The 24,222-nt window shown below is 59.2% G+C and carries 25 protein-coding genes and 1 other RNA gene; 13 read left to right on the forward strand and 13 right to left on the reverse strand.

Annotation, left to right across the window (positions count from 1 at the left end):
* The first annotated feature begins 29 nt into the window (after positions 1-29).
* From FHT76_RS03290 to FHT76_RS03300, 3 genes are all read left to right on the forward strand, one after another.
* On the forward strand, positions 30-470 hold the full coding sequence (locus FHT76_RS03290) for a hypothetical protein (protein ID WP_259184274.1): 441 nt from the start codon (positions 30-32) through the stop codon (positions 468-470).
* A 7-nt stretch (positions 471-477) separates the two neighbouring features.
* Positions 478-1,566 carry a hypothetical protein gene (locus FHT76_RS03295; RefSeq protein WP_259184275.1) on the forward strand — a complete coding sequence of 363 codons (1,089 nt, stop codon included), beginning with the start codon at positions 478-480 and terminating at the stop codon, positions 1,564-1,566.
* Between the two features lie 137 nt (positions 1,567-1,703).
* Positions 1,704-2,324 carry a hypothetical protein gene (locus FHT76_RS03300; RefSeq protein ID WP_259184276.1) on the forward strand — a complete coding sequence of 207 codons (621 nt, stop codon included), beginning with the start codon at positions 1,704-1,706 and terminating at the stop codon, positions 2,322-2,324.
* Between the two features lie 15 nt (positions 2,325-2,339).
* On the opposite strand, the gene FHT76_RS03305 is transcribed toward FHT76_RS03300, so the two are convergent.
* Entirely contained in the window at positions 2,340-2,672 is a 333-nt protein-coding gene (locus tag FHT76_RS03305; protein ID WP_259184277.1) for a hypothetical protein, read from the reverse strand.
* Between the two features lie 583 nt (positions 2,673-3,255).
* Here FHT76_RS03305 and FHT76_RS03310 point away from each other — a divergent pair.
* Positions 3,256-3,591, forward strand: a complete 336-nt coding sequence (locus tag FHT76_RS03310) for a PilZ domain-containing protein (RefSeq protein ID WP_259184278.1) — start codon at positions 3,256-3,258, stop codon at positions 3,589-3,591.
* A gap of 2 nt (positions 3,592-3,593) precedes the next feature.
* On the opposite strand, the gene FHT76_RS03315 is transcribed toward FHT76_RS03310, so the two are convergent.
* The 4 genes from FHT76_RS03315 to FHT76_RS03330 all read right to left on the reverse strand — a co-directional run bounded on the left by FHT76_RS03315 (position 3,594) and on the right by FHT76_RS03330 (position 5,500).
* Positions 3,594-4,316: a hypothetical protein gene (locus tag FHT76_RS03315; RefSeq protein WP_259184279.1), complete on the reverse strand. Its 723-nt coding sequence runs from the start codon at positions 4,314-4,316 to the stop codon at positions 3,594-3,596.
* A 53-nt stretch (positions 4,317-4,369) separates the two neighbouring features.
* Positions 4,370-4,466: signal recognition particle sRNA small type (ffs, locus tag FHT76_RS03320), an RNA gene on the reverse strand.
* A gap of 49 nt (positions 4,467-4,515) precedes the next feature.
* Complete coding sequence (locus FHT76_RS03325; RefSeq protein ID WP_259184280.1) at positions 4,516-4,869, reverse strand: ProQ/FinO family protein; 354 nt, start codon at positions 4,867-4,869, stop codon at positions 4,516-4,518.
* 106 nt (positions 4,870-4,975) lie between these two features.
* Positions 4,976-5,500: a hypothetical protein gene (locus tag FHT76_RS03330; RefSeq protein WP_259184282.1), complete on the reverse strand. Its 525-nt coding sequence runs from the start codon at positions 5,498-5,500 to the stop codon at positions 4,976-4,978.
* Here FHT76_RS03330 and FHT76_RS03335 point away from each other — a divergent pair.
* The gene (locus tag FHT76_RS03335; protein ID WP_259184283.1) at positions 5,483-5,722 is read left to right on the forward strand and encodes a hypothetical protein; all 240 of its coding nucleotides are present in this window, start codon (positions 5,483-5,485) and stop codon (positions 5,720-5,722) included. The two genes, FHT76_RS03330 and FHT76_RS03335, sit on opposite strands and share 18 nt — an antisense overlap.
* Here the strand turns inward: FHT76_RS03335 and FHT76_RS03340 are convergent.
* From FHT76_RS03340 to FHT76_RS03350, 3 genes are read right to left on the reverse strand one after another with little or no spacing between them, the layout of a single operon-like run.
* Positions 5,682-6,191, reverse strand: coding sequence for a hypothetical protein (locus FHT76_RS03340; protein WP_259184284.1), 510 nt, complete (start codon positions 6,189-6,191; stop codon positions 5,682-5,684). The genes FHT76_RS03335 and FHT76_RS03340 overlap by 41 nt on opposite strands.
* Positions 6,182-6,487, reverse strand: a complete 306-nt coding sequence (locus FHT76_RS03345) for a hypothetical protein (RefSeq protein WP_259184285.1) — start codon at positions 6,485-6,487, stop codon at positions 6,182-6,184. The genes FHT76_RS03340 and FHT76_RS03345 overlap by 10 nt, the downstream gene beginning before the upstream one ends.
* A 57-nt stretch (positions 6,488-6,544) precedes the next feature.
* The gene (locus FHT76_RS03350) at positions 6,545-7,675 is read right to left on the reverse strand and encodes a hypothetical protein (RefSeq protein WP_259184286.1); all 1,131 of its coding nucleotides are present in this window, start codon (positions 7,673-7,675) and stop codon (positions 6,545-6,547) included.
* A 40-nt stretch (positions 7,676-7,715) separates the two neighbouring features.
* Between FHT76_RS03350 and FHT76_RS03355 the strand changes: the two genes are divergently transcribed.
* Complete coding sequence (locus tag FHT76_RS03355; protein WP_259184287.1) at positions 7,716-8,585, forward strand: hypothetical protein; 870 nt, start codon at positions 7,716-7,718, stop codon at positions 8,583-8,585.
* A 183-nt stretch (positions 8,586-8,768) separates the two neighbouring features.
* Positions 8,769-9,089: a hypothetical protein gene (locus tag FHT76_RS03360; protein ID WP_259184288.1), complete on the forward strand. Its 321-nt coding sequence runs from the start codon at positions 8,769-8,771 to the stop codon at positions 9,087-9,089.
* 556 nt (positions 9,090-9,645) lie between these two features.
* Here FHT76_RS03360 and FHT76_RS03365 read toward each other — a convergent pair.
* Together FHT76_RS03365 and FHT76_RS03370 are read right to left on the reverse strand one after the other, a co-directional pair.
* The gene (locus tag FHT76_RS03365) at positions 9,646-10,752 is read right to left on the reverse strand and encodes a hypothetical protein (RefSeq protein WP_259184289.1); all 1,107 of its coding nucleotides are present in this window, start codon (positions 10,750-10,752) and stop codon (positions 9,646-9,648) included.
* A 149-nt stretch (positions 10,753-10,901) separates the two neighbouring features.
* Positions 10,902-11,330: a hypothetical protein gene (locus FHT76_RS03370; RefSeq protein ID WP_259184290.1), complete on the reverse strand. Its 429-nt coding sequence runs from the start codon at positions 11,328-11,330 to the stop codon at positions 10,902-10,904.
* A gap of 241 nt (positions 11,331-11,571) precedes the next feature.
* Here FHT76_RS03370 and FHT76_RS03375 point away from each other — a divergent pair, with 241 nt between their 5' ends.
* Together FHT76_RS03375 and FHT76_RS03380 are read left to right on the forward strand one after the other, a co-directional pair.
* On the forward strand, positions 11,572-17,589 hold the full coding sequence (locus FHT76_RS03375) for a putative Ig domain-containing protein (RefSeq protein WP_259184292.1): 6,018 nt from the start codon (positions 11,572-11,574) through the stop codon (positions 17,587-17,589).
* A gap of 212 nt (positions 17,590-17,801) precedes the next feature.
* On the forward strand, positions 17,802-18,026 hold the full coding sequence (locus FHT76_RS03380; RefSeq protein WP_259184293.1) for a hypothetical protein: 225 nt from the start codon (positions 17,802-17,804) through the stop codon (positions 18,024-18,026).
* Between the two features lie 29 nt (positions 18,027-18,055).
* Here the strand turns inward: FHT76_RS03380 and FHT76_RS03385 are convergent, their stop codons facing one another.
* On the reverse strand, positions 18,056-19,159 hold the full coding sequence (locus FHT76_RS03385) for a hypothetical protein (RefSeq protein WP_259184294.1): 1,104 nt from the start codon (positions 19,157-19,159) through the stop codon (positions 18,056-18,058).
* 296 nt (positions 19,160-19,455) lie between these two features.
* On the opposite strand from FHT76_RS03385, the gene FHT76_RS03390 reads away from it, so the two are divergent.
* The 3 genes from FHT76_RS03390 (at position 19,456) to FHT76_RS03400 (ending at position 21,655) form a co-directional block, all read left to right on the forward strand.
* Positions 19,456-20,886 carry a glyoxalase superfamily protein gene (locus tag FHT76_RS03390; protein ID WP_259184295.1) on the forward strand — a complete coding sequence of 477 codons (1,431 nt, stop codon included), beginning with the start codon at positions 19,456-19,458 and terminating at the stop codon, positions 20,884-20,886.
* Between the two features lie 74 nt (positions 20,887-20,960).
* The gene (locus FHT76_RS03395; protein WP_259184296.1) at positions 20,961-21,197 is read left to right on the forward strand and encodes an acyl carrier protein; all 237 of its coding nucleotides are present in this window, start codon (positions 20,961-20,963) and stop codon (positions 21,195-21,197) included.
* A gap of 26 nt (positions 21,198-21,223) precedes the next feature.
* Positions 21,224-21,655, forward strand: a complete 432-nt coding sequence (locus FHT76_RS03400; RefSeq protein ID WP_259184297.1) for a hypothetical protein — start codon at positions 21,224-21,226, stop codon at positions 21,653-21,655.
* Between the two features lies 1 nt (position 21,656).
* Here the strand turns inward: FHT76_RS03400 and FHT76_RS03405 are convergent, their stop codons facing one another.
* On the reverse strand, positions 21,657-22,655 hold the full coding sequence (locus FHT76_RS03405; protein WP_259184298.1) for a hypothetical protein: 999 nt from the start codon (positions 22,653-22,655) through the stop codon (positions 21,657-21,659).
* Positions 22,655-22,837 carry a hypothetical protein gene (locus FHT76_RS03410; RefSeq protein WP_259184300.1) on the reverse strand — a complete coding sequence of 61 codons (183 nt, stop codon included), beginning with the start codon at positions 22,835-22,837 and terminating at the stop codon, positions 22,655-22,657. Before FHT76_RS03410 ends, FHT76_RS03405 begins: the two co-directional genes overlap by 1 nt.
* Positions 22,838-22,963: 126 nt before the next feature.
* Here FHT76_RS03410 and FHT76_RS03415 point away from each other — a divergent pair, with 126 nt between their 5' ends.
* A complete protein-coding gene (locus tag FHT76_RS03415; protein ID WP_259184302.1) occupies positions 22,964-24,124 on the forward strand; it encodes a hypothetical protein in 1,161 nt (386 codons plus the stop codon).
* The last annotated feature ends 98 nt before the right edge of the window (positions 24,125-24,222 follow it).

Below are 24,222 nucleotides of genomic sequence, written 5' to 3' on the forward strand. Positions count from 1 at the left end.
TGATGCGGCCGCATCCGGCTGTATTCGTAATGAAAGACGTCGGCACCGTCGTGCCGCTCGCCAAACGGATGGGACCCACAATGCATCTCGACATCAAGAGGGAAACGCGCGACTTCGACCGCTGGCTCGGGTACGCAGAAGAGGAACACAAGGTGCTCCTCGCGGAGATCGCGGCTCTTTTCGAAGAACACGGTCCGATCCCCTACAACGACTACTGGATCGACGCAGCGAACGACTTCAAGGTCGGCATCCTTGACCGCGCGCTTCCCGGCCGTCGCTCCCAGCCGCACAACTGGGGCTTCGAAGAAGTCGATCAGTGGTTCTCCTCCCGTATGAGGCAGCACGGGAAGAAGTTCCTGCTGCTCGGCATCATCAAGGACAAGGGGCCGGAACACCTCCGCGAAATGATGGAGGCATACACGCCTCGCGCACCCGCCGCCATTGTCGCGGCTGCCCCGGCCGTGCCATGATCCGCCGATGATCGTCAAGTTCCCAGTCCTTCTGCCGTCTGCGTTGCCGCCAAGGCATAAAACGCCCCGGCCAGCCGTCGTTCTCCGCGAGGCGGATATCGTGGTGCCGCATCTCTCCCGCACCCATCTTTCGGAGATTGCGACGGTAAAATACACCCGGCACAGGGAGATCGTTACGACGAACTTCCTCGGATGGAACAACAGAGCGTTCATCCATCGATCGGACGACCTCCTGAAATTCCTCGATGAACTCGTCAACCCCGCTGAACCGTTCCTGACTTGGGCGCATTGGGACGAGCTGAGGGACAACCTCTCAGCCCTCCGGGATCGTCGCCGCGTGTGGCCGGAGGATTTCGGCGCTCGCCTGCGCTCCGGTGTGCATGATCTGGACGTCGAGGCCATGTCCGCAGAAGTCCGGACTGTCCCCGATGGCGATCTCGCGCTCTACACCGATCATTGGAAGAGAAGATTCGAGGAGTATCTCGCCTCCTTTGTCGTGGTCGACGGCCATATCTGGTGTGAAACCTCGCTTCCGCAGATCGTTGTAACATTGCGGCAACGCTCCGTGGTGTTGTATCTCGAAAACTCGGAGACCGACTGGAGGAGCCGTCGGAATTGGCATGGAGCGGAAGACTATCTCTTCCCGTTGACGGCATTGGATGCGGCGATCAAATTCGCCTCCGATCTGTCGTCCGAATTCGGCTCCCAACCGTCGATCGACCAGGAATTGGCCGTCCTCGACATGGAACCATTCTCCGTTTCGGAAGGCTACGAGGAGCGGGAACTACTACGCGTCGCCGGCATACTGGCCAGCACGATTTTAAACACGCTGAAAAAGGAGAGAGGAGTCGACGACCTTCTCGCCATGGCCAAGCAATTGCGGCATCTTTCGAACGCGCGCGACAACACTGTGGATGCCGATGCGGTCGAGGACCTGATGTCGTCGATGCTTTCCATATGCAGGCACCCCAACCCGCAGCTCGGCCGCTATCCTTGCGAACGCTACCTCCAGCGGCATTTCGAGCGGCATTTCGAGCGTTGGGTGAACCGCCCGCTCCGCGCGCCGATTTCCCTGTCTGCTCCCGATCCGTCTTGAGATCGACCAATTTTGGCCGGGGACGAAACCAAGGCGGTTTTTTAGAATCACGATAGCCCGACACTCTCTCTTTTGCCGTGGACAGGATGGCGTATTCCTCTCTATCGTAGACTCCGTTTAAGAATTGGAGTCTTCCCATGGCCATCCAGATGTCGAGGCGCTCGTTCCTCGGAAGCCTCGCGGGCGTCGCCGCGCTGCCCCTTGCTACGGCAGTGAAAGCCGCCCCACTGGCCACGGCTAGCGCCGCCGACATCATCGCCAGCGCGCCGCCTCTGCCGCCGATGTGGGCAGCTGGCACGCCTGGCGAGTTCAACTGGCAGCCGATCAGCGCGAATACGCCGGAAGAGGCGTTCGCGAAGTGGTGCGACGGAGCGGGACTGTCCCTGGACGAGCGCCCGGCATTCACGAGCAGCGCCGTCCGTCGCATGCCCCTGTGGGACGGCAGGGCACCCGACGAGGTCCGACCCGCCGACTGGATCGAAGGTGGCCTCGGTCACGGTTGCCAGCGTTGTGACTGCGAGACGATGGCCGATAGCGCCACCGTCGTCGACGGCGAGGTCATCTGCGAGGAATGCCTGACTTACGGCGAAAGGCTCGACGACGACGAGGCCTACGGGATGGAGTGCTTGGTGGACCTCATCGGCGACATGGGCGAGGAAAACGCGAAGGCCTATCTCGTCCAGCACGAAGATTTCGACCTGATCGGCATCGACAGGTGGTCAAGGGCGGCCACCGAGGCCGCCCGTTGGGCTGCCTGACCCGTTTCAGGCTTTTTACATTTTCGGTCCTGCGGCCGGTGCTATCGTCGCCTTGGCTTCTTGCTCGATGATATCGGGGACAACGCCTTGGTGGGCGACCTGATAGCCGAGCGCTTCCAGCTTCTCCACGAGCGTCGCGGGAATGGATTCCACCGCTTCGGGTGCGAGCCATGCCTGACGTGCGGAATGCAGTTCGAATCCGGCCGACTTGTATGCCCTGACGACGCGCGCCTTCGCCGCCTCTGACGGGTACGGGTCTATCGTCGCGCGGAACGCCACGGCACCTGTTACCTGGCCATAGTTTTCGTTGCGCCACGTCAAGACGATCGACTTCTCGGTGTTGCTCATAGGACATCCTCCCTTGGTTCTACCGTGAAGCTACGGCCACGGCCTGCATGGAAGAAGGTTCACGGCGTGGCGCGGAACGAATGGAGTTGCCGAATTTCCATCTGTTTGAATTTCGAGAGTAGTTTCCCCCGCGCGCGGATCGTTTCGCTGAAGCCCTCGAAAGAGTGGTTGACCTACTTCTTGAAAACATTTGAAGGATGGATGTTTTCCGCTACGTAACTCCATTCTTCCCGACCACCTGACACTCGGATCGTAGGTGTCGATATCCACCTTTTTCTCGCCGCATGGTGGCGGAGAACTTGTCTCGGATTGCCATCTCCAACATGCCAAGGCGACAAGCCTCAGCCCGACATCGAGTTCACCAATTTAACAATTCCTAATTCAAGCATTCGCTTAAATTATGCGACCTCAGGTCGAATAGCGAGTTCTTCGGTTTGATAGATATGAAATAATCTATTCGTCAAAGGGGAAAACAGACGATTATCGGGCTAATCAATAAAGTTTTAACAAACCGGTTCACAAACACTTAGAATCCGGCGTGCGAAATGGGGTCATAGAATACCTAGAACTCGGTTGACATAAGATGGCATTAGCACAGCTTGCAAATCCCTCGACGTCCTCTGGTGAAGCCAGGCGAGCGCCGAGGATGCGGACCCGAATACCCATTGTCGTGGACCTCAAAGGCCGCACTGACCGCGGCACGGTCCGTGATCTGTCCACGTCTGGGATGTGCCTCGATCTCGAACACACGTTTTTCGGCCAGCGCGGCTGCTTGGTGTCCATCATAAGCACGGAGCTCGGCAACATCGACGCTGTCGTACGTTGGGTGAAAGGATCGCGTATCGGCGTGTCTTTCGTCAGTAGCTCGGCGGCCGCAGCCCAGGTCCGTGCCTACCACAGGTTCTATCACCGGAAGTAGGACTACATTTTCGGAACGGCGGTCGCGTTTGCGCTTGCCGTTCCATCCTGTCTCCTTTCCGACATCTTGATCGGAATTTCGTCGACGACTTCGCTTATGACCGTGAGCTGATCTTCCGGCAGTTCGTACTCGGCGAGGACCTCCAACGCGAGTTCACCCACGAGTTCCATCATTTTCTCCACGGAATGCGCGCCCGGCGTCCCTTCTGGCACCGCCGGCCACTGCGGCCTGGCATGGTGCTTGCCGGTTTCTGACGGATGGTTCGAGTGGTCGATGACCATACCCCTGTCGCCGTATTTGTCGAAGCCGACCAATCCGAATCCCGTCGGCGTGACATAGGTCTCGAAGCTCTTGATCGAGTAGCGGTTGGGGAAATCGTTCGTGACAGTCCGCTCTCCCCATCTTTGGTCCGGCCCTTCCGGGTCGACGCTCCTCTGGAAACTCCAGTCCGCCTTTTCGATGTTGAGGTTGAGGAGTTCGATCGCCTGCTCGAGATCGTCGGCCGCCTCGACTGACGGAACCGAGGCCGCGTGGAATTTGGCGACCATGTCGACAAAGGACAGTTCGAGCCGCGCCTGAAGGGCTTTTGGCGGAAATTCGCAGTCCCTGTACCTGAAGGTGTCGGAAGCGAATTTCTTCATCCTGAGGTCGACGTGCCGCCTCAGGCCGTTGGTGCGATTGGCGATCTGCTCTGACGTTAAGCTGGTTCCGGAAATGTTGGACATCGATATCTCCTTTGCCGCGATGGTAAGGCGGCATTGTGAAAAGGAGAAGGATGATTGGTGACCGGACGGCGACCCGCTTACGGATCGTTGGGGCTGCTTCTTTCCAGACCTGACCCGGTTGGCGATCGGACTCGTCCGCCGCCGGCCACCCTGAAGATGTGGTGGCTTTGACCGTGTTTTCAAGGCCATCGGCTGACGATCAGGATGCCGTCTTCTTCTTGCGCTTGCCGATCTTCGCCAGCGCGTCACGGGCTGCCTGCGCCTGTTCTTCGGTGACGATCCCCGCCTCGTTCCCGTCGAGGTCCCGCCGCGCCGATCCGGCCACGCTGGAGGCTTGTAGATAGGGCTTCGAGTAGGCGTGGAAAACGAAGAAGTTCTTGACCGTCAGTCGGTCGATTTCCGGGTGCCTTACCATGACGTCACGGTGGATTCCGATCTTGAGCGGCACCAATGCCACCCGTCCCGGCGGGAACGCTCCCGGATACTGTTCGGACAGGAGCACGGACAGCACGCGTACCTTTTCCCTCTGTTCTTCGCTGACGTTTCGACCCAATCCCCGCCTCCTTTTTCTTCGACGGGGATATAGGTGGCGTAGCGCTGGCGATCAACGCCTATCGCTGCGAAAGGCTCGCTTCAGGGGTGCGAGACGAACCGACAAGTCACCGCTTTGGACCGGCCATGGGCTGGGGAAGTGGCCTTAGCCCGGCGACGATCTCCGCATGACCACGCTCGGCTTCTTCCCATGTCCGGTAGCGAGACTCGATACCGCTGTTTCCCTCGGGATCGGTTACCAGCGTTTCGAAAAGCTTCGGCTGGCGATTGTCGTCTCTTGCCATCGACATCGGGTCCAGAAACACCGTCGAGACGGTTGTTCCGTCGATGTCGTCCGTCGCCACGCGTACAGACAAGCCGCCGACCTTGGCCGCCCAGTCCATATATCCGGCCATGTCCGTTCTGACGGGGGTGCGGCCATCCTCTCCCAAAATCCACGGCTTCAAGCCAACCCTTTCGGAAAATGAATTAAGGGCTTTTTTCGTATTGTCGTCCATGTCGTCCTCGATGTTCGTTGGACAGTAATGACCGTCTCCCCCGGTGTCAAAACTAGGTAATTGCCAGCCCCAGGAATCGGGGCTAAAAAAGCCGCGCAAGACGTTTGGAGTTAATGAATGCTGATCAGCGCCCACAAGATCGCGATCCTGAAGGCTGCAGAAAAGAAGGCCTTTTCCGAGACCTCCGGCGATCAGGTCGCCGTCAAGTCGGCACCTTGGTTGGATGGCGACAGGAAATTCGGTTACGTGCGACCGGCCGAGTACAGGGCTGGTCCTTTCAGCGTTCATCTGATGGACGGTGGAAGAGAGTCCTATGCTACGATCGACGCAATGCTAGACGAATGGATCGGCGACTAGCTACCTTGGGCGGCGTTCGATAAGCGTCGCAGGAGGCAGACACTGCCTCCTTGAGATGTGGCAGAAGTGGCTCAAGGATTGACGCTGAACATCTGGCTGTCTTCTTCAGCTGCGTTCCGACGTCATTCGCGACGAAAACGATGTCTGCGGGGAAGCCGGCGTATACCGGAATGATTTCCGTGGTCGAACCACTCATGAATTTCCATCCCTCGACCTGTTTCAGCCATTCGGACGCACACCATTCGGCCTCGTCTCTCGACGCGATGACGCGGCTGCGCCGCCAGCGAATGCCCGGCCACGGTTGATCACGGCGGAGTTCCACGACATAGCCGAACGGGCGACGCGCTGTAGCGGCCGAAGCCTGACGGTCTTCCTCGATCTTCTTGTTAGCGGCCGCGAGTTCGGTTTCGAGTGCGGCAACTCTGGTTCTTAGCGCCTCTAGTTCTGCATCTGTCGCGGTTACTTGCACTGCGGGGCCTCAGGGGCAGCGACTGCGACCGGCACGGGGAGGATGGTGCAATCGAAGCCTTCTTCGTCGGTCCCGACGAAGGTTGCCCTGTGCGTAACGATGTCGTCTTCTTCGTCTCCGGAGTCTGCGACTAACCCAACCGTCAGGTCTTCCACGTCATTCAGCCACTCGCCATCGTGTTGCGCTTCGTTGCGGTGGTCGGCGAGCCACTCTTCGCCGATCGTGAGCGCTTCTTCGAGTGTGTCGACCTCGGCCCGTTCGCCGGACAGGCGGTCTTTGCAGAAAAATTTGGTCATCGATTTCTCCGTCATGGTCTTTCTATCGTCACCGATTTTCTCGTCGTCCGGAAGTGGTTATCCCGCCGCAAAGGTTGCCGTGGCACCCACGTCGATAACCCTGTTGTCCCATCGGTCGAGCGAGTACGATATCGCGTTCCTTAGTGCTTCCGGTATCAATACCGGGCCGTAGTCTCCGGCGAACGCGTCAGTTTCCGTGATGAGCGAGTTGAATTGTGTCTCGAGGGTTTCCGGGATGCCGTCGGTGGGACGGTAGCTTTTCAACAGTTCCTTGAGTTCAACCCACCTCATCACGAGCGCTGACGGAGCGATTTCGAGAAGCGTTTCCCCTCCACCTGGTTTGACCTTGGTGAAGGCCTTGCCTATGTGGGCGACACACACACGCGCCAGTCTGTCCATCTCGAGACGGTCGATGTCCATGGAAACGGCTTCCGGCATGAATATTTCTATCGTGTCCAGTTCCTCTCCTGGAATTCCAAGATCAGCGGCCATCGCGTCGAGGCATCGCAATGCGGCCGCACGGTCTGCGATTGAGAAGATGCGGTAAGCTCCGCCGCCTGCACTGGTGGCAGTCTGTCGTGTTCCCCATTCGGTTCTCTTCTCCGTGAAGATCGAAGCGTCGTCGATGTACATATGCACGGCGTTGACGCCCTTCGATTTGCTGACGCAAAACACCGGTTCGCCGACGCGCGTCCAGACCCGTCCGTCAGAAAGCACGATCCTCGCAAGAGCGTCCCCGAATTTGCTCCGCCAGTACGCTAAGTCACTTTCACCGCCGGGTAATAGGACAACCCCTGTCGTTTCCAAGTCGCGCGCTCCCTTGTCCCGTTTCAGGTGCGCGTCCATGGGCCATGGTATGACGGTGCCAGACTTCATGATGTCGATGATTTCGTCGGCTACCCTTCGATAGAACATCGAACTTCCGTATGCCATGAGGTCTTCGCCGTCCATTTCCCTTTCGAAGTCGTCGTAGTCTTCCTCGCTTTTGTAGAGGACTCCGTCGAGGAGACGGTATTCTATGGGGAACGCGAATTCATGGCGTTCGGCTTTGAATGCCATAGGCATCCGTGAGATATCGACTTCACGGATTTCGAACTCAGCCGATCCGGCAACGAGGCAATGTCGCTCTTCACCTGATTTCGGAGCGATGCCCCTTACGAGGGCGGGGAATTTCCAGGTGTGTCTCATGACAGGGGGTTCCGGCATTGGCTGATGCGAACCATGTAGCATGTCCCTGAAAGTGTCGATGTTTGAGCCGCATCGGCTTGGTATTCTTCGCTATCTTGGCTTCGTGGATAGATTGGAAGACGCTGTATGTCGAGCGATCAGGACTTTGGTTGGATACGCGCACTCTGAGGCGTTCATAAAAATTCGAAAGTCCATTTTGGACACTCGTTGTCCTAGACGCTTCCATGTGTGCCGTTTCAAACTCGTAGTGTTCCTAAAGAAGGATTTCACTATGACTGAAAAGCGCGGATACGACGACACAACTCTTCTCGCCGAGATGGCCAAAGGCATAATTGAGTGCCGCTATTCGTCGGTCGACAATGCGGCAAAGCATGTCCTCGGCGAACCGGCCGGTTCCAATGTCGATCGCCTTCGGAGGAAATTCAGGCAAGGCCAATGGCTGGAGAAAGGTCGAAACGCATGGCTGGACGAGCAACTTGCGCTCGTGTCTCCCCAGACATCTGCAGGCTCGACTGAAACGCTCCAGAACGGTCTTGGTAACTGGGTTCGACCCGTTGGACGAATTGCTGCGCTTGCGCTGACATGCGTCGCGGCCATCACCCTGGCTGCATTTTCACAATCGCGGCCCTCGCAGGCCGTCGATGTGATAGCGCTCAAAGACCTTCTTCCAAAGCAAGTCGCGCAGTTTTCCTATGTGTTGCATGAGGGCGCTATCGTGGCCAAACCAACCTGCGGCGGCGATGGGAAGCCGATGCTGTGGGTCTACGAACCAAAGCCTTCTACTGCCAACGCCAACAGCCGTGGCGAACGCAAAGGCTCGGCCGTGGAGATCACAGACAGGATGTCGAGTTGGAAAGTGGCGAACGTCGTTGACCGAAGCATCGGGCAGTCCTTCTGCATGTTCGACTAACCGCTGGCCGATAATGCTGATTATCGGCCAATGGTTCGATCCTCGATTTGTTCAATATCACGGCACAGCGCAGTGAACGGCGCTGGCATGTTACGACTGTCTGTAGAACGGCCATAAGTTGATTTACTTCGAGATTGCGCCAATCTCGTTTAAAAGATTAGCGACTGACAATGGAGCAAGTTTATGCCTACGAGGCGCAACCTGAGTGACCCGCTTGATTTGGGCGAAATAGCCGAGGCATCACTGCGGAAAAATGTTTTCCGCGAGCTTGGTAGGGAGCTGTCCTACGAAATCAAGCAAGGGTACAACACCGACGCTCCTGGTTCAATTGCTCGATTGATGGAAAAGGCTTTCAAGGCGGGGCTGGAACTGGGTGCCGATCCATCATTCAGTGCCACCCAAAGAACAGCCAAAAGAGTGATGGGTGAAATAGACATCCCATCGCTTCCCCGGCAGCAAATATATTTAATCCGCTTGGCGATGGGAAATTACATCGGGAAGTGACCGTTTATATGAGGTTCCACCGTCAGAGTCACTTGTTCTTATAATGCGACCGAAGCACCCCGGAATGCCCTCCACTATCTCGCGTGACGAGTGGCTGATTCCATTGGGATATGATCGTAAAGGCCTGAGTAACAAGGTCGTCAATCCGTTGATCAAGCTAGGTCTTTATTCAACTCCGTACGAACTCAATGGTGGCTGGAAAGTCACGTTCATGACGGAGTGGGGGTTCGAGCTTCTAACCACGGGACAGACGCGGGGATTAGACGACAGGGTTTCTGGAACTTCGTCAACGGCGAAGCAGTATCAGTCCCTTTTTGGGGACGATATCAATGACCTTTTCCGGCGCGCTGGACGTAAACTTGGGGTGATCAAGGACGAGCCGCGCGAGGAGACTAACTCGCGGGGGCCGCGCCGATAACGAGACGACGGGCGGCCGCCGATGACTTGACCGACGCTACGGCCTCGACCCTCCTCCATAGGCCGCAGGGCGCTCTTTGGCATTCTTCGAGCGCGCAACGGTTGTTTCTCCTACAATTGCTGCTCCATGGGGCGGCTTTCAGCGCCCCAATGTCCGCTCCTGCTTGATGGCAACGGCCATCGGTCTGTCATCAAGTATTCCGAGGGCTTCCCCTGCCAGTTCAGAAAACTCGCCCTCCGTCTCGGCGATCTCGGATAGGCCCTGCGCCATCAACGAAAAGCGCTCTTCCGCTTCCGGCATGCGAAGCGAAGCGTGCAGTTTCTGGTACCCGTGGATAAGCTCCTCAGATACTTCGCCGAGCGGTTTCACGCGCAAACCGTCAGCGACACGACCGGCAATCCTCGCGACCTTCCGCATCCAGGCGACGTCGTCCGCATAGATGCTGTCCACCTGGTCTATAGCCGGGCGGAATCCCTCGTTGATCCTCGAGAGGCTCTCTTTGAGGTTTCGCGAACTGTTGGAACGGCGGACCCGATCCATGGCCTTCTCGTAGTCCTCCACGGCGAACGTTTCTTCCCGCATGTTCTTTGACTGGAACGGATGTGCGCCGATAGTCACCACTGCGAAAGCGCCTGTTTCGACCGCACCGGCTAGCTCTATCTTGGTGATGATGGTCATGACTTGCGGCTCTGGACACGCCTCGTAGACGATGCCATCGATCAGCTTCATGTTCCTCACCGTGCGTTTCGCATACGCAGCCCGACTGTCCAAATTGTGCGTTTCGACCGTTTCGAAGTCGGCAAACCCGTTCCCGCCGTTCCGTTTAAGTCTTTTCTGGTTCGCATCGCCGGGCATTTCGCTGCGGAACAGGCTGCCGTCCTCGAAGTTTGCGAGCATGGTTTCGACGCTGTCGCCCGTCAGGAAAGAGACGTCGTCTCCGAAGTTGTCGCCGCTCAAGGCATTGTTGGCGCGCATCCTCGTGACCGGGCGGAGGAACGTTTCCCCGTGCTTGCGGACATGCATCGGAGTGCCTCGCGGCGCTGCACCGATCCTGTTGGCGACCCCCAGTTCGGGGAACTTGAAGTCATCTGACTTCAGCTCCCACTGAAGAACGACCGGAGCCTCGTCATCGTTCAGTTCCGGTATGTCGACGTCCACCAAGCTGAAGGCCTGTGTCGTTTGCTTGCGCTCCCCACCGATCCTGGTTGCGGTAAGGTCGAATTTCACTGGAACGGAGAAACGCATCGGAAGCCCTCGGAAACGTCGTTGTCTCCAGATTATGGCTCTGCCCCGCCAGACACCAGCACGGTGCCGTTCGGGCGGCAGCCTCCATGTTTGCATCTGGCCTCATCTCGCCCAGACGAGGCCAGATAACGAAAGGGAATGTCCAGCCCTTAGGAGAAGTCTGGCCGTTCATATTGGGCGTCGAACTCGGCCTCCAGTCGCCTGCTCTCTTCCCAAGTCAGCGGGGTAGGATTTTGCTTGTCCCATTTCCCCACCTTCTTGTCCGTTTCTTTGATGGCGTCGCTTACACCAGCCACGCCGGGATGCTTCGTTTCTGCTTCCATTCGGATCATGTTCGCCGCCTCGGTGCGCTTCTTCCGCCATTCGTCGTAGGCTGGATGGTTCGCACGAGTATATTCCTCAAGAGCGCGACGCCGATGCTCGTTCTCTTTTTTCACCCAAGGAGCGGGTTTGCCCTTCTTTCCGGGATTGTTGCTCACAGCTTCACTCCATACTGTCGTCTTGCATTCGAATTGCCTGGTGTGTTTACGCTTGCAGAAGCCGCTTTGGAAGCCTGTTTCTGCTACTGAAATCGTCATTGCCATTCCCAGTCATTCGAAGACCGAGGATGACGACTACGATTGATCGACCGTCGAGGCGACAAACCACCCAACACTCCACCTTCGCTGGCCGGTAAAGACCATTATCGGCCAACCGACGTCTTGCATTCTGTCACGCCATCAGGCCAATTTTGGGTCGATATACCGGCGATTTTGATGTTGGTTTTTATCGAAGGTAGTATTCTGATTGCGCTATGTGTGTTTCTACGTGGAGTCCGGCATGTTCAGGTTTGCTTTGAGGGCGTTTTTGTCCGCAGTGGTGACGGTGTTCCCGTTCTCAACGTCTGTGGCGGCTATCGAAAGCGGCTCCAAGTTTATCTTTCGCTACAAAGACGATCTCGGCGTCTCTCAAACGCCTGGCTCCGAACAAAAGGACATCACGGCGTCCTACGTCGCCGCGCTCGGCTATCCGTTTTCCGCCAAGCTGCCGATGAAGCCCGAATGGCAGGACGACAACTGGTCGATCGTCTCCGGAACCCTCCCGGCTGGCATTTCCTTTGATCCGGCGACCCTCACCTTCTCCGGCAAAGCCACTGGCCAGCAGACGCGGGTCACGGTCAACCTAGTCGGTACAGACACCACTGCTCGCGAGATCGGTTCAGCTTCTGCGACCTTTGACGTCGTGACGATCACCGGCGAGCCAAAGGCGGTCGATATTTATGCCCATACGGGCAAGTACAAGTTCGAGCAGCTCGACGTTCCAGCGGGCATCACGGTCGACAAGTGGACCCGCCTTTACGCCACGCCGCCCGGGGTCTCGATTATCGGCCGCAATTTCGACGGCACGCCGTCTGCCTCAGGCAACTACCCCGTTCTTATCACCGGCCAGAACTACATGGGCGAGACGGTGATCACCTACTTCGGCCAATACCTGGTGGAAGACGGGCCGACCTTCCCGGCGATAGCGGACGACGTGAGGCCACTTCGCCAGACTGGCGGCGACGACTTTTCGTTCGGCGCGCCGTCGAGGGACCGTGTCAATCATGCCATCGGCAAGCCAGGCGATGTCAGGTATTTCCTGGAAGTCGCTTCGCCTGGTTCCCTACCGGGCACCGTGGCTTCGAACGACATCGCCTCCGACTTGAGGGTCGTTGGCAACGTCCAGGACCCGTTCCAAACCGCGAAGGTGCGCTACAAGGCAATCGATTCCGATGACACGGTCGGATTTTCCAACTGGTTCGAATTCGGCACGTCCGACCCGCAGCCGACCTGCAGCCCGACCAGTGGCTATCCGATCACCTGGTACACCAACAAGACCATCAAGACGAAGGTCCCCACGCCGCAGGGTGCTCAGGGCACGATACAGTACACGCTTGTCTCCGGAACGCTTCCCGACTTGGTGACACTCAACAAGGACAGCGGCTACTACGAAGGCACTCCCATGAAGGCTGCCTCGGCGCGTCCGGTCGAGGTAAGGATCGACGTCGTCAACCCTGAAGGTACAGTTTCGACGACCTGCAAATACACGGTCGAGGTCCAGAACAGCGGACTGACGCTCGCGGACACCACGCCCGCGCAGGACCGTCACATCCGCGTCGGACAGGCCTACAACGGCCAATTGACCCTGACTGGCGGCATCGATCCGTGGTCTGTCTCTGTCAACGACGGCGAAACGCTGCTCCCGACGCTGTCTTTCAATCCAGCGTCACTTGCCGTTGCCGGCACCGTCTCCACCCAGGCTCTGCCATACCAGATCGGCTTCAAGGCATCGAACGGCGACGGCAACTCGAACGTCGGAAAGCTGAGCGTCTACGCCCACGGCCCGCTCACTCTCAACGAGGTTCCAAGCACGCTGACGATGAAGCGTTACGAGAACACGTTCTCGCACGCCTTCGCGTACGATGCGAACACCGTCATTCCGGACCTTACCACCTACAAACCGCAACCGGTCCTTTCCTTGTCCGGTAACCTTCCCGACACGCTGCGGTTTTCCGGAAACACGCTGGCGGGCGGCACGACCTGGGACGTTGGCACCTACGGCCCGTTCCAGCTGACGATGTCGGACTACTCCGGCGACACGACCTCGTCGAAGCCTTTCAACATCGAAGTCGTCGAGCGCGACCCGATGGTCGCCGAGGCGACAAACGAAGTCTCCGTCGTCGTGGAAATGCCAAACGAGCAGCAGAGGACGGCGTTTGGGGTCAAGCAACCTGCGCTCGCCGACCAGCTGAAGATCGACTGGACCATCACCGGCGACGAGCCCCTGCCGTCGTGGCTCTCCTTCGACCAGGACACCGGCGCACTCACCGCCGCGGCAAACATTCCGTATGCCGACATGCGCGCCTATGGTCCCTACACGATCACCGCGACGGACAGCGACGGCTCGAGCGCCAGCTCGCAGCCTTTCCACGTCACGGTCACCGACTGGCCAACACCCGCCGTCGAACTTCCCGGCGGTCTCGTTCACTCCAATGTTTCCGGCGTCGCTTCGAGTGGCGAGGACCCAGTGTTCTTCTCTGGTCCGGTTCCGAACCCCGTCACCGGCACGTTCATCGGCGGCATCAAAACCGCGACGTTCGTTTCGACTGAACCGGACAGTCCGGCTGGCCTCGACTTCAATCCGGCCAATGGCCAGCTCTCTGGCAATCCGAACGCCGAGTTCAACGGGCCGGTGTCGATCCGGTTCAAGGATTCCAAGGGGCGTGACGGCGTCGGGACGTTCAACTTGGCTGTCCACCCGTACCCACGGGTGACGACGGCCGACAGTTACGATCTTCCACGCATCGCCAACGCCGCGAACTTCGCCATCAAGCCGACCAAGAATTCCGGCTTCTGGGGTAGCACCGCGACATGGCGGCTCTCGCCGTCCTCAGCCCCTCTGCCAGACGGGCTGAGCGTGGATGCGACCTCAGGCACCATCGTTGGACGGACCGCCGTCACCGAGGGTCAGTACGGCGGCATCGTGGTTCAGGCGACCGACAGTGGCGGTTCCGGGATCACGGCGTCCTCTCGCCCGTTCACGATCAACGTCACGTCTCGCGATCCGTTCACTGTCGAAACGGGCGGCAATGTGACCTTCCGGCTCAACGACTCTGAGACCGGCAACTACACCCTCAACTCGACGGACGCCAGCGCCCATGCGGTGGTCCTCAAGGGGTCCTACCGCACCCCGGTCGGTTATCAGATCATCGGCAGCGACCCGGATACGCTTTCGGGCCTGTCGATCAATTCAATTGGCATCCTGACGGGCTTCCCTGCAACGCTCGGCGAATGGACCGTCACCGTCCGCGCCACCGATGCGGATGGGGAACACGCTGACACAACCGTTGTCGTCAAATCGACGCTTGAGGGGTATGTGCAGCCGGTCACGGGCATACCCGCCGTAACGGTCAGGGCAGGAGAAACCTTCCAGACGCCTGGCCTGGTGGTCAAGAACTACGTCGGCACACCGGTCTTCTCTTCTTCTCCAGCTGCGCTTCCCTCCTCATTGAGCATCTCGGCGGCGACCGGCGAGTTCTACGGCCGCATCGACGACACGGCCGAAACGACGTACGTCGTCGACGTCTTGGTGAAAGACTCCGACGGGCGCGGCTTCTATGCTCCGTCCGGCAGCCCGGTACGGCTGTCTGCAAGCGTGAAGCCCCCGCTCGAACTCCAGACGATGTCGCAGACCCAGTTCACCTCGCGTCAGTTCGCGGCGGCACAGCCTGTCGACATCACCTTCCCGCGGCCGAAATACGCCATGGGCAAGATCAGGTGGGCGATCGGCGGCGACGTTCCAGGAACGCTCGTCATGCGCAACTACGATCTCCAGGACAATCCGATCGGCTACAATTGGTCGACCCCAAGCGACAGTTTCTCGCTGCTCACAGACTCATCGGGTGTGGTGAAGTACACCATAAACGGATTTCCACAGCCGCTGCCGACCTCCGTCGCGGACGACTACCTACCGCTCGACGCGCTGGTTTTCGACACGAAGGACGGGACGCTGAAAGGCATTCCCTCGAAGACCGGAACCTTCGCCGGCATCGTCGCGACCGCGAGCGACACCCACGCAAACAGCTATCTCGAGATGGGCGACCCGACGCGCATCGCCTACAACAAGGCGACCGCCCCGGCCGTCACGATCACGGTGGATGCCGTCTTGCCGCTGGAACTCGCGGCAGCGCAGAACCCGAAGGCTGTCATCGTACCGGACGGCAACGCCAACCTTGTTCCGTTTGCCAAAAACGCGGCCTACGGAAAGATGCAGTCCTGGAGCCTGAGCGGAGGGTCAGCCCTTCCCGCTGGCATCACCGCGACGGTCGGGGCGGACGGCATCGCCTTTGCCGGCTACAGCGACAAGCTGGGCAGCTACAAGGTCACGGCGCACGGCACCGACGTCATGGGACGCACGGCGTCGCTAGAGATCACCTTCAAGGTCGTGCTGAGCACCGATCCGATCGTGATGTCTGTCGCCGACATCGTGACCAAGCCTGGCTACAGCTTCACGACGGCGGCCCCGACGACCGACAATACGTTCGGAAATGTGAGGTTCTACTCGAACGACATCGCCACGAATTACCCACAGCAGATGAGCCTCGCAGCGTCGACAGGCGTCATCACGGGCAAGTTCCAGGCGGTCGACGATTTCTACTTCGACCTCTTCGTCACCGACGACACCAACCGCGTCACGTCGAAACCGGTACACGTCCAGATCATTCCGTACCTGAGGCTCGTCGCTCCGACGATCGCGACCTTCACGCAGGGGGCTGCGGGAACCGTCAAGATAGACACCGCTTACAATATCGGAGCGGTGGCCTACGAAATGGCCGCTGGGCAGACGCTTCCGGCCGGCCTGACGCTGAACCCGACAACGGGCGAAATCAGCGGCACCCCGACGGCCGCCCCTGGAACCAACCCGGACTACGTCGTCTACGGCGTCGACTCCCTCGGAGACCGGCAGCCATCGAACGCCTTCTCCATCGTCGTCAACCCGATCGCCGCCAAGCCGGTGATCAGCGACATCACCGGCAACAAACTGGCCTTCGGCACCGTGGGCACTGCGTTCAACTTCACTCCGACGGTCAAGGACAGCGTCAAGAACCAGGCTTGGGTCTACCCGGCGACTTACACGATCAACAAGGACCTCACAGGCACAGGATTGACGTTCGACGCCACGACCGGCGTGATCTCGGGTACGCCTACGTCGCCCGTCTACTTCGACGACATGGTGGTTTCGGTATCGAACTCGGTTGGCGGCTCTTCCACGACCCCATTCGTCTTCGGTATCCAGCCTGACGTCGCGATGTCTGCGGCGGCTGGCCAGACGAATGCCTACAAATACCGCGTCGGCGATTCGGTTTCGATCGCGGCACCGGTCTTCGATAACACATGGGGTAAACTGACCTATAAGGCATCCACATCACCGCAAGGTACGGCGATAGCGGCCGCCACAGGGGTCGTTTCGGGAACGGCGGCGACAGCCGCAGTCACGAACGTGACGATAACGGTGACAGATGTCTTCGGACGCACGGCGCAATTCACCTACTCGGTGACTGTAAATGACGCTCTAACGGCGAGCGTTGCTTCGCCGACGACGGCCATAACTCAAAGCGTCACCTATGCCGCGATGAATCAGGCGTCCTCGAACGCCGTCGGAACGAAAACTTACGAAGTGATCGGCCTGCCAACCGGCTTCACGTACAGCACCACGACAGGCGCGATCCAAGGCACAGTGCCTGCCTCCACCTATGCCAACGAAACGCAGTTCCCAATTGAAGTCTGGGTCACGGATGGTTGGGACCAGAGGAAGGCGAAAGCCACATACACGCTGATTGTCGCGGACACCTATAGCCTCTTCACGTCTTCGCAGGTGCCGGCGGCCACCTACAACGACAGCTCCCAATTGAGTGTGGGCGTGAAATTCAAGGCGAACGTCGACGGGAAAGTGGCGGGCATCAAGTTCTATCGCAGTGTGTCTGACAAGGGCCAGAACGTTGTCGATCTTTGGACCTCCACCGGCACGAAGCTCGCCACCGCGAGCTTTACCAACACGACCGCGACCGGCTGGCAGACGGTTTATTTCGCAACCCCGGTCAGCATCACGGCCAACACCGTCTATGTCGCGTCCTACCACTCGACTGGATACTATGTCGGCACTCAAAGCGGCTTCGCGAGCGGATCGATCGTCAACGGACCACTTACGGCCACCGGTGCCGCGTACTCCTATGGCGGCACTGCGACAACGGGCGTTTTCCCGAGCAGTGCGTCACAGGCCAACTACTGGGCTGACGTGATCTTCCTGAAGACGCCATAATTCGACAAAGGGCGCGGATGATTTTCGCGCCCTTTGTCGAAGCCGTAACCGGATTTTCTTTATTGCGGACGCGCTCCCGCGGGTTGCCCCTGCGTGACACCGCCGTGAATGTCGCCCGTTCGACACGATTTGTCGGTCTATCGACACCGAAGATATGAGGCAGGCCTAACATTCCAACTTCTACAATAGACTGCGAATCGAATGGAATTGCCATGCAAGCCTACGAGTACAAGGCTGCGGTTGCCGTCACGGGTTTGATCGCCGCAGACCTCGAGAAGCTTTTCGATATCGACGTTTGCACCCACCGCGCGCTCGCTTCCGGCGAGTTGAAGATACCACGCGCTGTCGCGCTCGGCCTTCTCCTGATGCTGGTAACCAACACCAACGCCCGAAGCGCCTGCGTTCTGGTGTCCGCCGATTTGAGGAGGGCCGCGTAGCCACGGCATAGCGTGGCTACGCGCTGACGTCATGGCTTGGGTCGGCGTTCGTTCGTCGCCTTCGCCTCGAGGCTGTCCCTGGCGTTCGCGACGTCCAGCGGCGAGAAGTCGAACTCCCAGCCCTCGCTCTTGAGGAAGTCTCTAAAACCGGATGGCTTCTTCTGTGAGACCGCCTCGATCACCTCGCGGAACAGGCGCTGATACGGGCCGCCCTCCACGTCCGCCACCTCGAAATCTCCCTTGTCGTCCTGATCCATCAGGCCGACGTTCTTCAGCGCTTTGCCAAGCGCCCGCAGCCCCTTGACGACGGAGCTTTCCTCTTCCTCTTGACGGATGGCCTTGATCGGGCCTGCTCCGACAGACAGAACGCCAACGTCCATCCAGTCGTAACTCACAGTGTCGTCATATCCAGGGCAGTGCCGAACGACGAGCGCATCCCTCACCGCCTGCGCTTCGGCGATATCTGCGAGCTGAAAGGACAGGAGGTGACCCTTCCAGTCGTCATCGCTGATCTTGCCGTCGACGGCAGCGATATTGAGAAAGGTTTTCGCGCCCCAAACCGCGGACGGTTTGATCGCGAGCCGGGGGATGGCACTGAGCTGTCTGGTCATCATCGCGTCACTGCCGTCTACCTGAAAACTGATACGCCACAGCGCATTGCGCACGGTGTCAGGAATGCCGTCGAACGCTCTGGCCGTGTCTGATCGCTGAAGCGCCTTTTCCAGCGCCCTGCTTGCCCACTGCACCGCGAGTAACCGCAGATACGCCATTGGGTCCTTCTGGGATTTGTGGTGCTGCTCCGTCTTCTCCCAAGCGCGAGGACCGTCTACCCAGATGTCCCTGACCTCGGTGCATGCAGATGAGCCGTCGCCCTCGTGTTCTATTTTCTGCTCGTGCAGTGCGAAATGCCGGTCGGAAGCGACCTGGATCGGCACCTCGAAGCTGAGCCGTTTGGTGACGAGGCGCGGCTGCGCGCCGTTGGCGGGTACACATGCAGCCGTTACGAGTTCGTCTACCTGCAGCGGGAATTCGTTTGGCGTTCCCTTGCGAGCTAGCGCCACGCAGGCCGCGAACACACGCCCCTCTGGTGTCGCCGCCGTGTCGGTGATGTCCTCGGGGAGAAAATCGCTCATGTCCGTGTAAGTCTCCGTTTCCGCCTCGACAATGGGTCGGCACCGAACAAGTAACAAATGGCCGAGACGCATTGAAGTCCAAAATTAAAAACGTGATCGACGTCTTGTTTTATCTGCATGAACCCAATACAAAGGCAATCGGCCGCCGCGGCCTTTCGTCCCCGCCCGCAAGGGCATGGAGAAAGCGGTTTAGACTGAAACGCCCTCGAAACCCATGATCCAATCGATCACAACGGGCTGACGGAGCAACGGGGACCCTTCGACGTGCATGCCCGGCATCGAAACGGAGACATGGAATGACCAGCAACAATTCTAATGCGGCTGTCGACGGCAGCCCGAAACGCCGCGCGCGCGCCGTGCAAGCTAAACTCAAGGAACTCGGCGCGAGCGTTTCGCTCGGCCAGGCCTATGAAGTGATGGCCGTCGCCAACGGCTTCCGCAACTGGGCGACGATGAGCGCCGCGGCCGAGCCAGCCCCGCAGGCCGTTGCCTCCCGGATTGCCGTCAAGCCTCCCGAAAGCCCGCATCTGCGCGGCCTGATCGGATACGTTCCGGATGTCGACGGTGTCCCGCGCGCGGTTCAAGCGACGCTCGACGACTATCTCAACCACTTCGCCGTGCTTGGAAAAAACGGAGATCGCCTCGCCGCGATGCTTGGCCTTTCCGAGAGCGTCCTATGGGCCGGCGGCGGTCTCGTGTTCGTCGACCACCTCGACGACGGTGCCTCTGGGCCAATGATCCAGAAGCTCGCGGAAAAGACGGGACGATCCGACGACGTGATCGTCATTGACGCGAACGGCAACCAGGGACGAATGTATGGGGTGTCCTACTCTCCATACACGTCCTCCTACGATGGACTCCATGGGGTCCATGTCGTCCAATCCGCGATGCGCTATCTCCGCTCGCAACAGCCCGACGGTCGTGACAAAGACAGGATGCTCGAAGCGGTGCGACTGGTCGTAGAGGCAGCGCGGTTCCTGGGCCGACGGGATCATCGGCCACTCGATACCGATCTCATCGTCGAAGTCGCCGAGCCGGCACGGTTCCACGAATTGGCAACCGAAGAATGGAGCCACGACGGCTCCAACGGCTACTGGATGCCGATGTCTTTGAAGAACGACATGCAAACCTGGATTTCTTCCTTCGTCGGAAGGGGTGTAATTCCGGCCGACATGGAACATTTTCACGACGAACTCGTCAAAGACCTGAACGCGATCCTTCCTCCCATCAAGGCGGAAGAGGACAATCCCTGGAACGTCCAACGGATCATCCGCGAGCGGAAGATCGGTATCGTCCGCATCCGTCCCGGGAATGTCGGATACCACCGCCTTCGGCGTATGGTCGTCTCGGAGATCGAACTCGAGATGAACGCCATGCCGATCCCGGCCACGCCCAAGGGCGCAATGAGTGTCGCCATCCTCGACGGGTTCAAGCCTTCCATGCTCGAAAGGGTGTACGGACTCCTCCAGCACGCCCGGATGCGGGGCGTCGCCATCATGACCGACGCGCCTCCTGATCTGCCTGACGGTCGCAGCATCCACGTCGTGCGGATCAAGGATTCCGAGCGCCTCCTCGTGGAAATGGGCTGGGCGAACGGCCCGGCCACCCCCGACGCCCATCCTTCCGAGTTCGAAGTTCTCGATCCCCGCGTCCGCCTCCTCGAGTGGACGCCGCGCCCTGAGGAACCCTCGCCGAAGAAAATCGTCTTCCGTCCGCGAAGTCTCTGATTTCGGTTGCGTTCCGGTTTACCCCGATCAATGATCATCAAGAGTTATCAACCTCCAGTCAAAGAGAGACATAAATGAGCGATATCGAAAGCCGCGTTAAGCAGATCATCGTAGACCACCTCGGCGTTGCCGAAGATTCCGTGAAGAACGAATCCTCCTTCATCGACGACCTCGGCGCTGACTCGCTCGACACCGTCGAACTCGTCATGGCTTTCGAGGAGGAATTCGAGATCGAAATCGCCGACGACCAGGCCGACGGCCTCCTGACGGTCGGCGCTGCCATCGACTACATCACCAAAGCCACCGCCTGACCATTACGCCAACCGGGGAGGACGTCGTGCGGGACAACAACCTCAATCCAGGTCCTTTCCCGGGCGGCGACAGCGTGAGCTTCCGGCTCATGTCGAACATCATCGACATCGCCTTGGCGGTCGGCGAGTGCGCCGAGGCGATGCGCTCGGATTTCGGTTGCGATACCGATGCAACGGCCGCCGCTTCCCGTCTTGTAGCCGAGGTAAGGATGTCCAGGCTCCTAGCCAAGGACAGCGGCAGCGATGACAGCCACCGTACCTCCGACCACTCCCGCGAAGACTGGTCTTTCAAGCAAGCAAAAATCCTCGGCGACGGTTTCTCGATTTACGTTCGACTGAGGGAATACTCGGCAGTGACGCTGGGAAATCGCCACGCCGAACCGCTCTCTCGTCTCGCTCGGAAAATCTCAGAGGGCTTCAGGCTGAATGGCCTTCACCACGACACGTTGGCTGCCTGAGTCAGAACGCGATCGAAATCGGCGCGTTGTCGTATCTTTCCAGGAACAGTTCCCACGCCAAGCGGTCTTCCAAATCCGCGAGATGCACCACCCTCGACATCACGTCCACCAATCTGTCGACGATCCCCGGCACATTCGCCTGGTGCTCGAACAATTCGTATAGCAGTCCGTAATCCGCCATGTGGCGCTCGGCTATGGTGCGCGCACCCATTCCGCGATAGGCCATGAAGGCGAGCGAGCGGGCGCTGTAGGTCAAATGCTCGGACGTGAATGCCTCCGGCATCAATATGTCCATCTTCGGCGGGTCAGGCGAGACCGCCGCGGCCGGCGCGATTTTCCTGAAAATGCGCGCGGCATCGCTCAGTCCGTCCCAGTCCAGAGCCGAGAACAGATGTCCGTTGTTCAGTCCGCGGCTGACCTTGGGTGAGACAGCTGCCTGCGTCGGATAGCACTCTACCATCGGTGCTTTCTTGGTCGCGCCATTGCGGATGTAGAGTCCATACGCGGGCTCCTTCACCTTCAACATCAGTGCGCCGTCGACGATCCTCACGTTGTCCGCGAACATCTCCTGCATTCGGCCGACCACGAGATCGCGGTAGTTTTCTATGATCCGGTCGCGCTTGGGTATCGTCTCTACTTCGGAGTGGAACCCGCCGAAAGTACCGGACGTGAAGTGGCTGAACAGATAGTTTTCAGGCGCGATGACGGAGGCGAACCAATGCCACTTGAAGGCGTCCGCCTTGGCGATTTGCGCTTCGTCCGCATCGACCCCTGGCACGCCCCCTGTGTAGTAGGCCCAGAAATCTCCCTCTTTCCAGTAGACCGTGGCCGGCTCCCGGTTGCCGATGCGCTCGGTCATGATCACCGCTGGCGCGAATTCTTTCGGGTCTGCCTCGGTGAATTCGAACACGCCCTTGTCGCGGACGACGACGCTGCTCGGCGTGTCGTCCCGGGGCATCAATGCGATGATCTGGCTGATGATCGGCAACTCGAGAAGCATCAGGTTTCTCTGGTCGTCGCGGCGACGATGGCGCTGCTTGTTTTAAGGTCTTCAAGGACAGCGCGAAGCGCGACCGCGGTGATGCCTCCAACCGCCTTATCGTCGGAGAAGCGTTTGATCGCCGCGTCGACAGCCGCGATTTTCTCTTCCTTGGTGATGGGGTACTGCTCGATATTGCGCATTCGGAGTCCTTGATTATGGTGTGCCTAAATCAAGGATTTGACGTTTGAGCGTCGGTGTCAAACATTCGCGGCCACCTGGTGTCTTTCGTTGCTGTCGTCGACCCTGTATCCAACAGGGAGCATATCATGCGCACATCACCGTCCGAGTATCTGGCAGAGATCAAGACAAGGCTCGGCCTCGTCAGACACATGGCCGCGACGGAGGACGGCTACGATCAGGCCGCCGAACTGCGCAAGACTTTCCCCTATCTCGCTCACTACACCTCGGGCCAGACGATGTTCCCCGCGCGCGTCAAATCGGGCGACGGTTATGGGATAGAGAGCTTCATCCGCTTTCTCGCCAGCCAATGCGACGGAGCGATCGCGCGCGACAACCGCGGTTTCGATCAGGGGGATGCTCCCGAGGGCCATCGTCTTGCGGCAAAACTGGGCAGCGCGTCGCGTCTTGCACTGACGCCCACCGAGCGTGATTGGGCCATCGAGCGCAGCAAGAAGTACCGCGAGCAGCTGACGGCCCGCTACGGCGTGGCTTACCAGGCGGTCATGGAGGAACTCAAGTTCGTGTTTCCGCCTGCTCCCGAGGAGCAGGACCGCTTCGTTCAGCACCTGCGTTACAACGAGTCCTCTCGCTCGATCTCTTTCAGCCTGCCTTCGGTGAAGGACCCCAGAACGCAATCGTCCCTGATGTCCGAAGTATGGGCTTTGGTGAGGGCTGCCAATGTGTCGCTGGCACCGCCCCTCAGTGACATGGCCGTGAAGCTCCGCCGCAACTGGGACAGGAATCGCGGGTCGTTGACTTTCCTCCAGACGGAACGCTGCGCCCGCGATCTCGTGGATATCCTCGAAAAGCTCGGCTACACAAAGGACGAGCGCATCGACGCCGCGCTCGACTGCGACGCCACCGCCTACATCCGGGTTCGCCCGGAGACAGGTCCCGGTTACAGCGGCAAACACCTCGTGGGCTTCCTCTACCACATCGCTCGTAACGACACGCTTCAGTCCGAGATTTCCGATCTCTTCGATCGGTTCGGCCGTCACGACGTGAAGGCCGTGGACGCCGTCAACCTCAGTAAGAAGCATCGACACCCCGTTCAACGCTTCTTCGTCGGGGAAGCTGTCATCGACGATCTCGAGAGCATCTTGATGCGCCACGGTGTCCAGAATTACGACACCCCTCGCGTCGCTCTCCAAGACCCCAAGCGCGGCCAGTACCAATATCCTGCTCTCTCCCGGGAATATGCACAGAGCCGCGCCGCGGCACCGTCCCTCGGATTTGCGGGCATGTGATGCATGACCGGCGAAGTCGCTCCGCCGGCGGGTCCGATCGCAATTTTCTGATGAACTCCGCAGCCGTGGACATCAGGCGTTTCGCGCCCCTGGGGTCC

The organism is Rhizobium sp. BK176, from assembly GCF_024808055.1.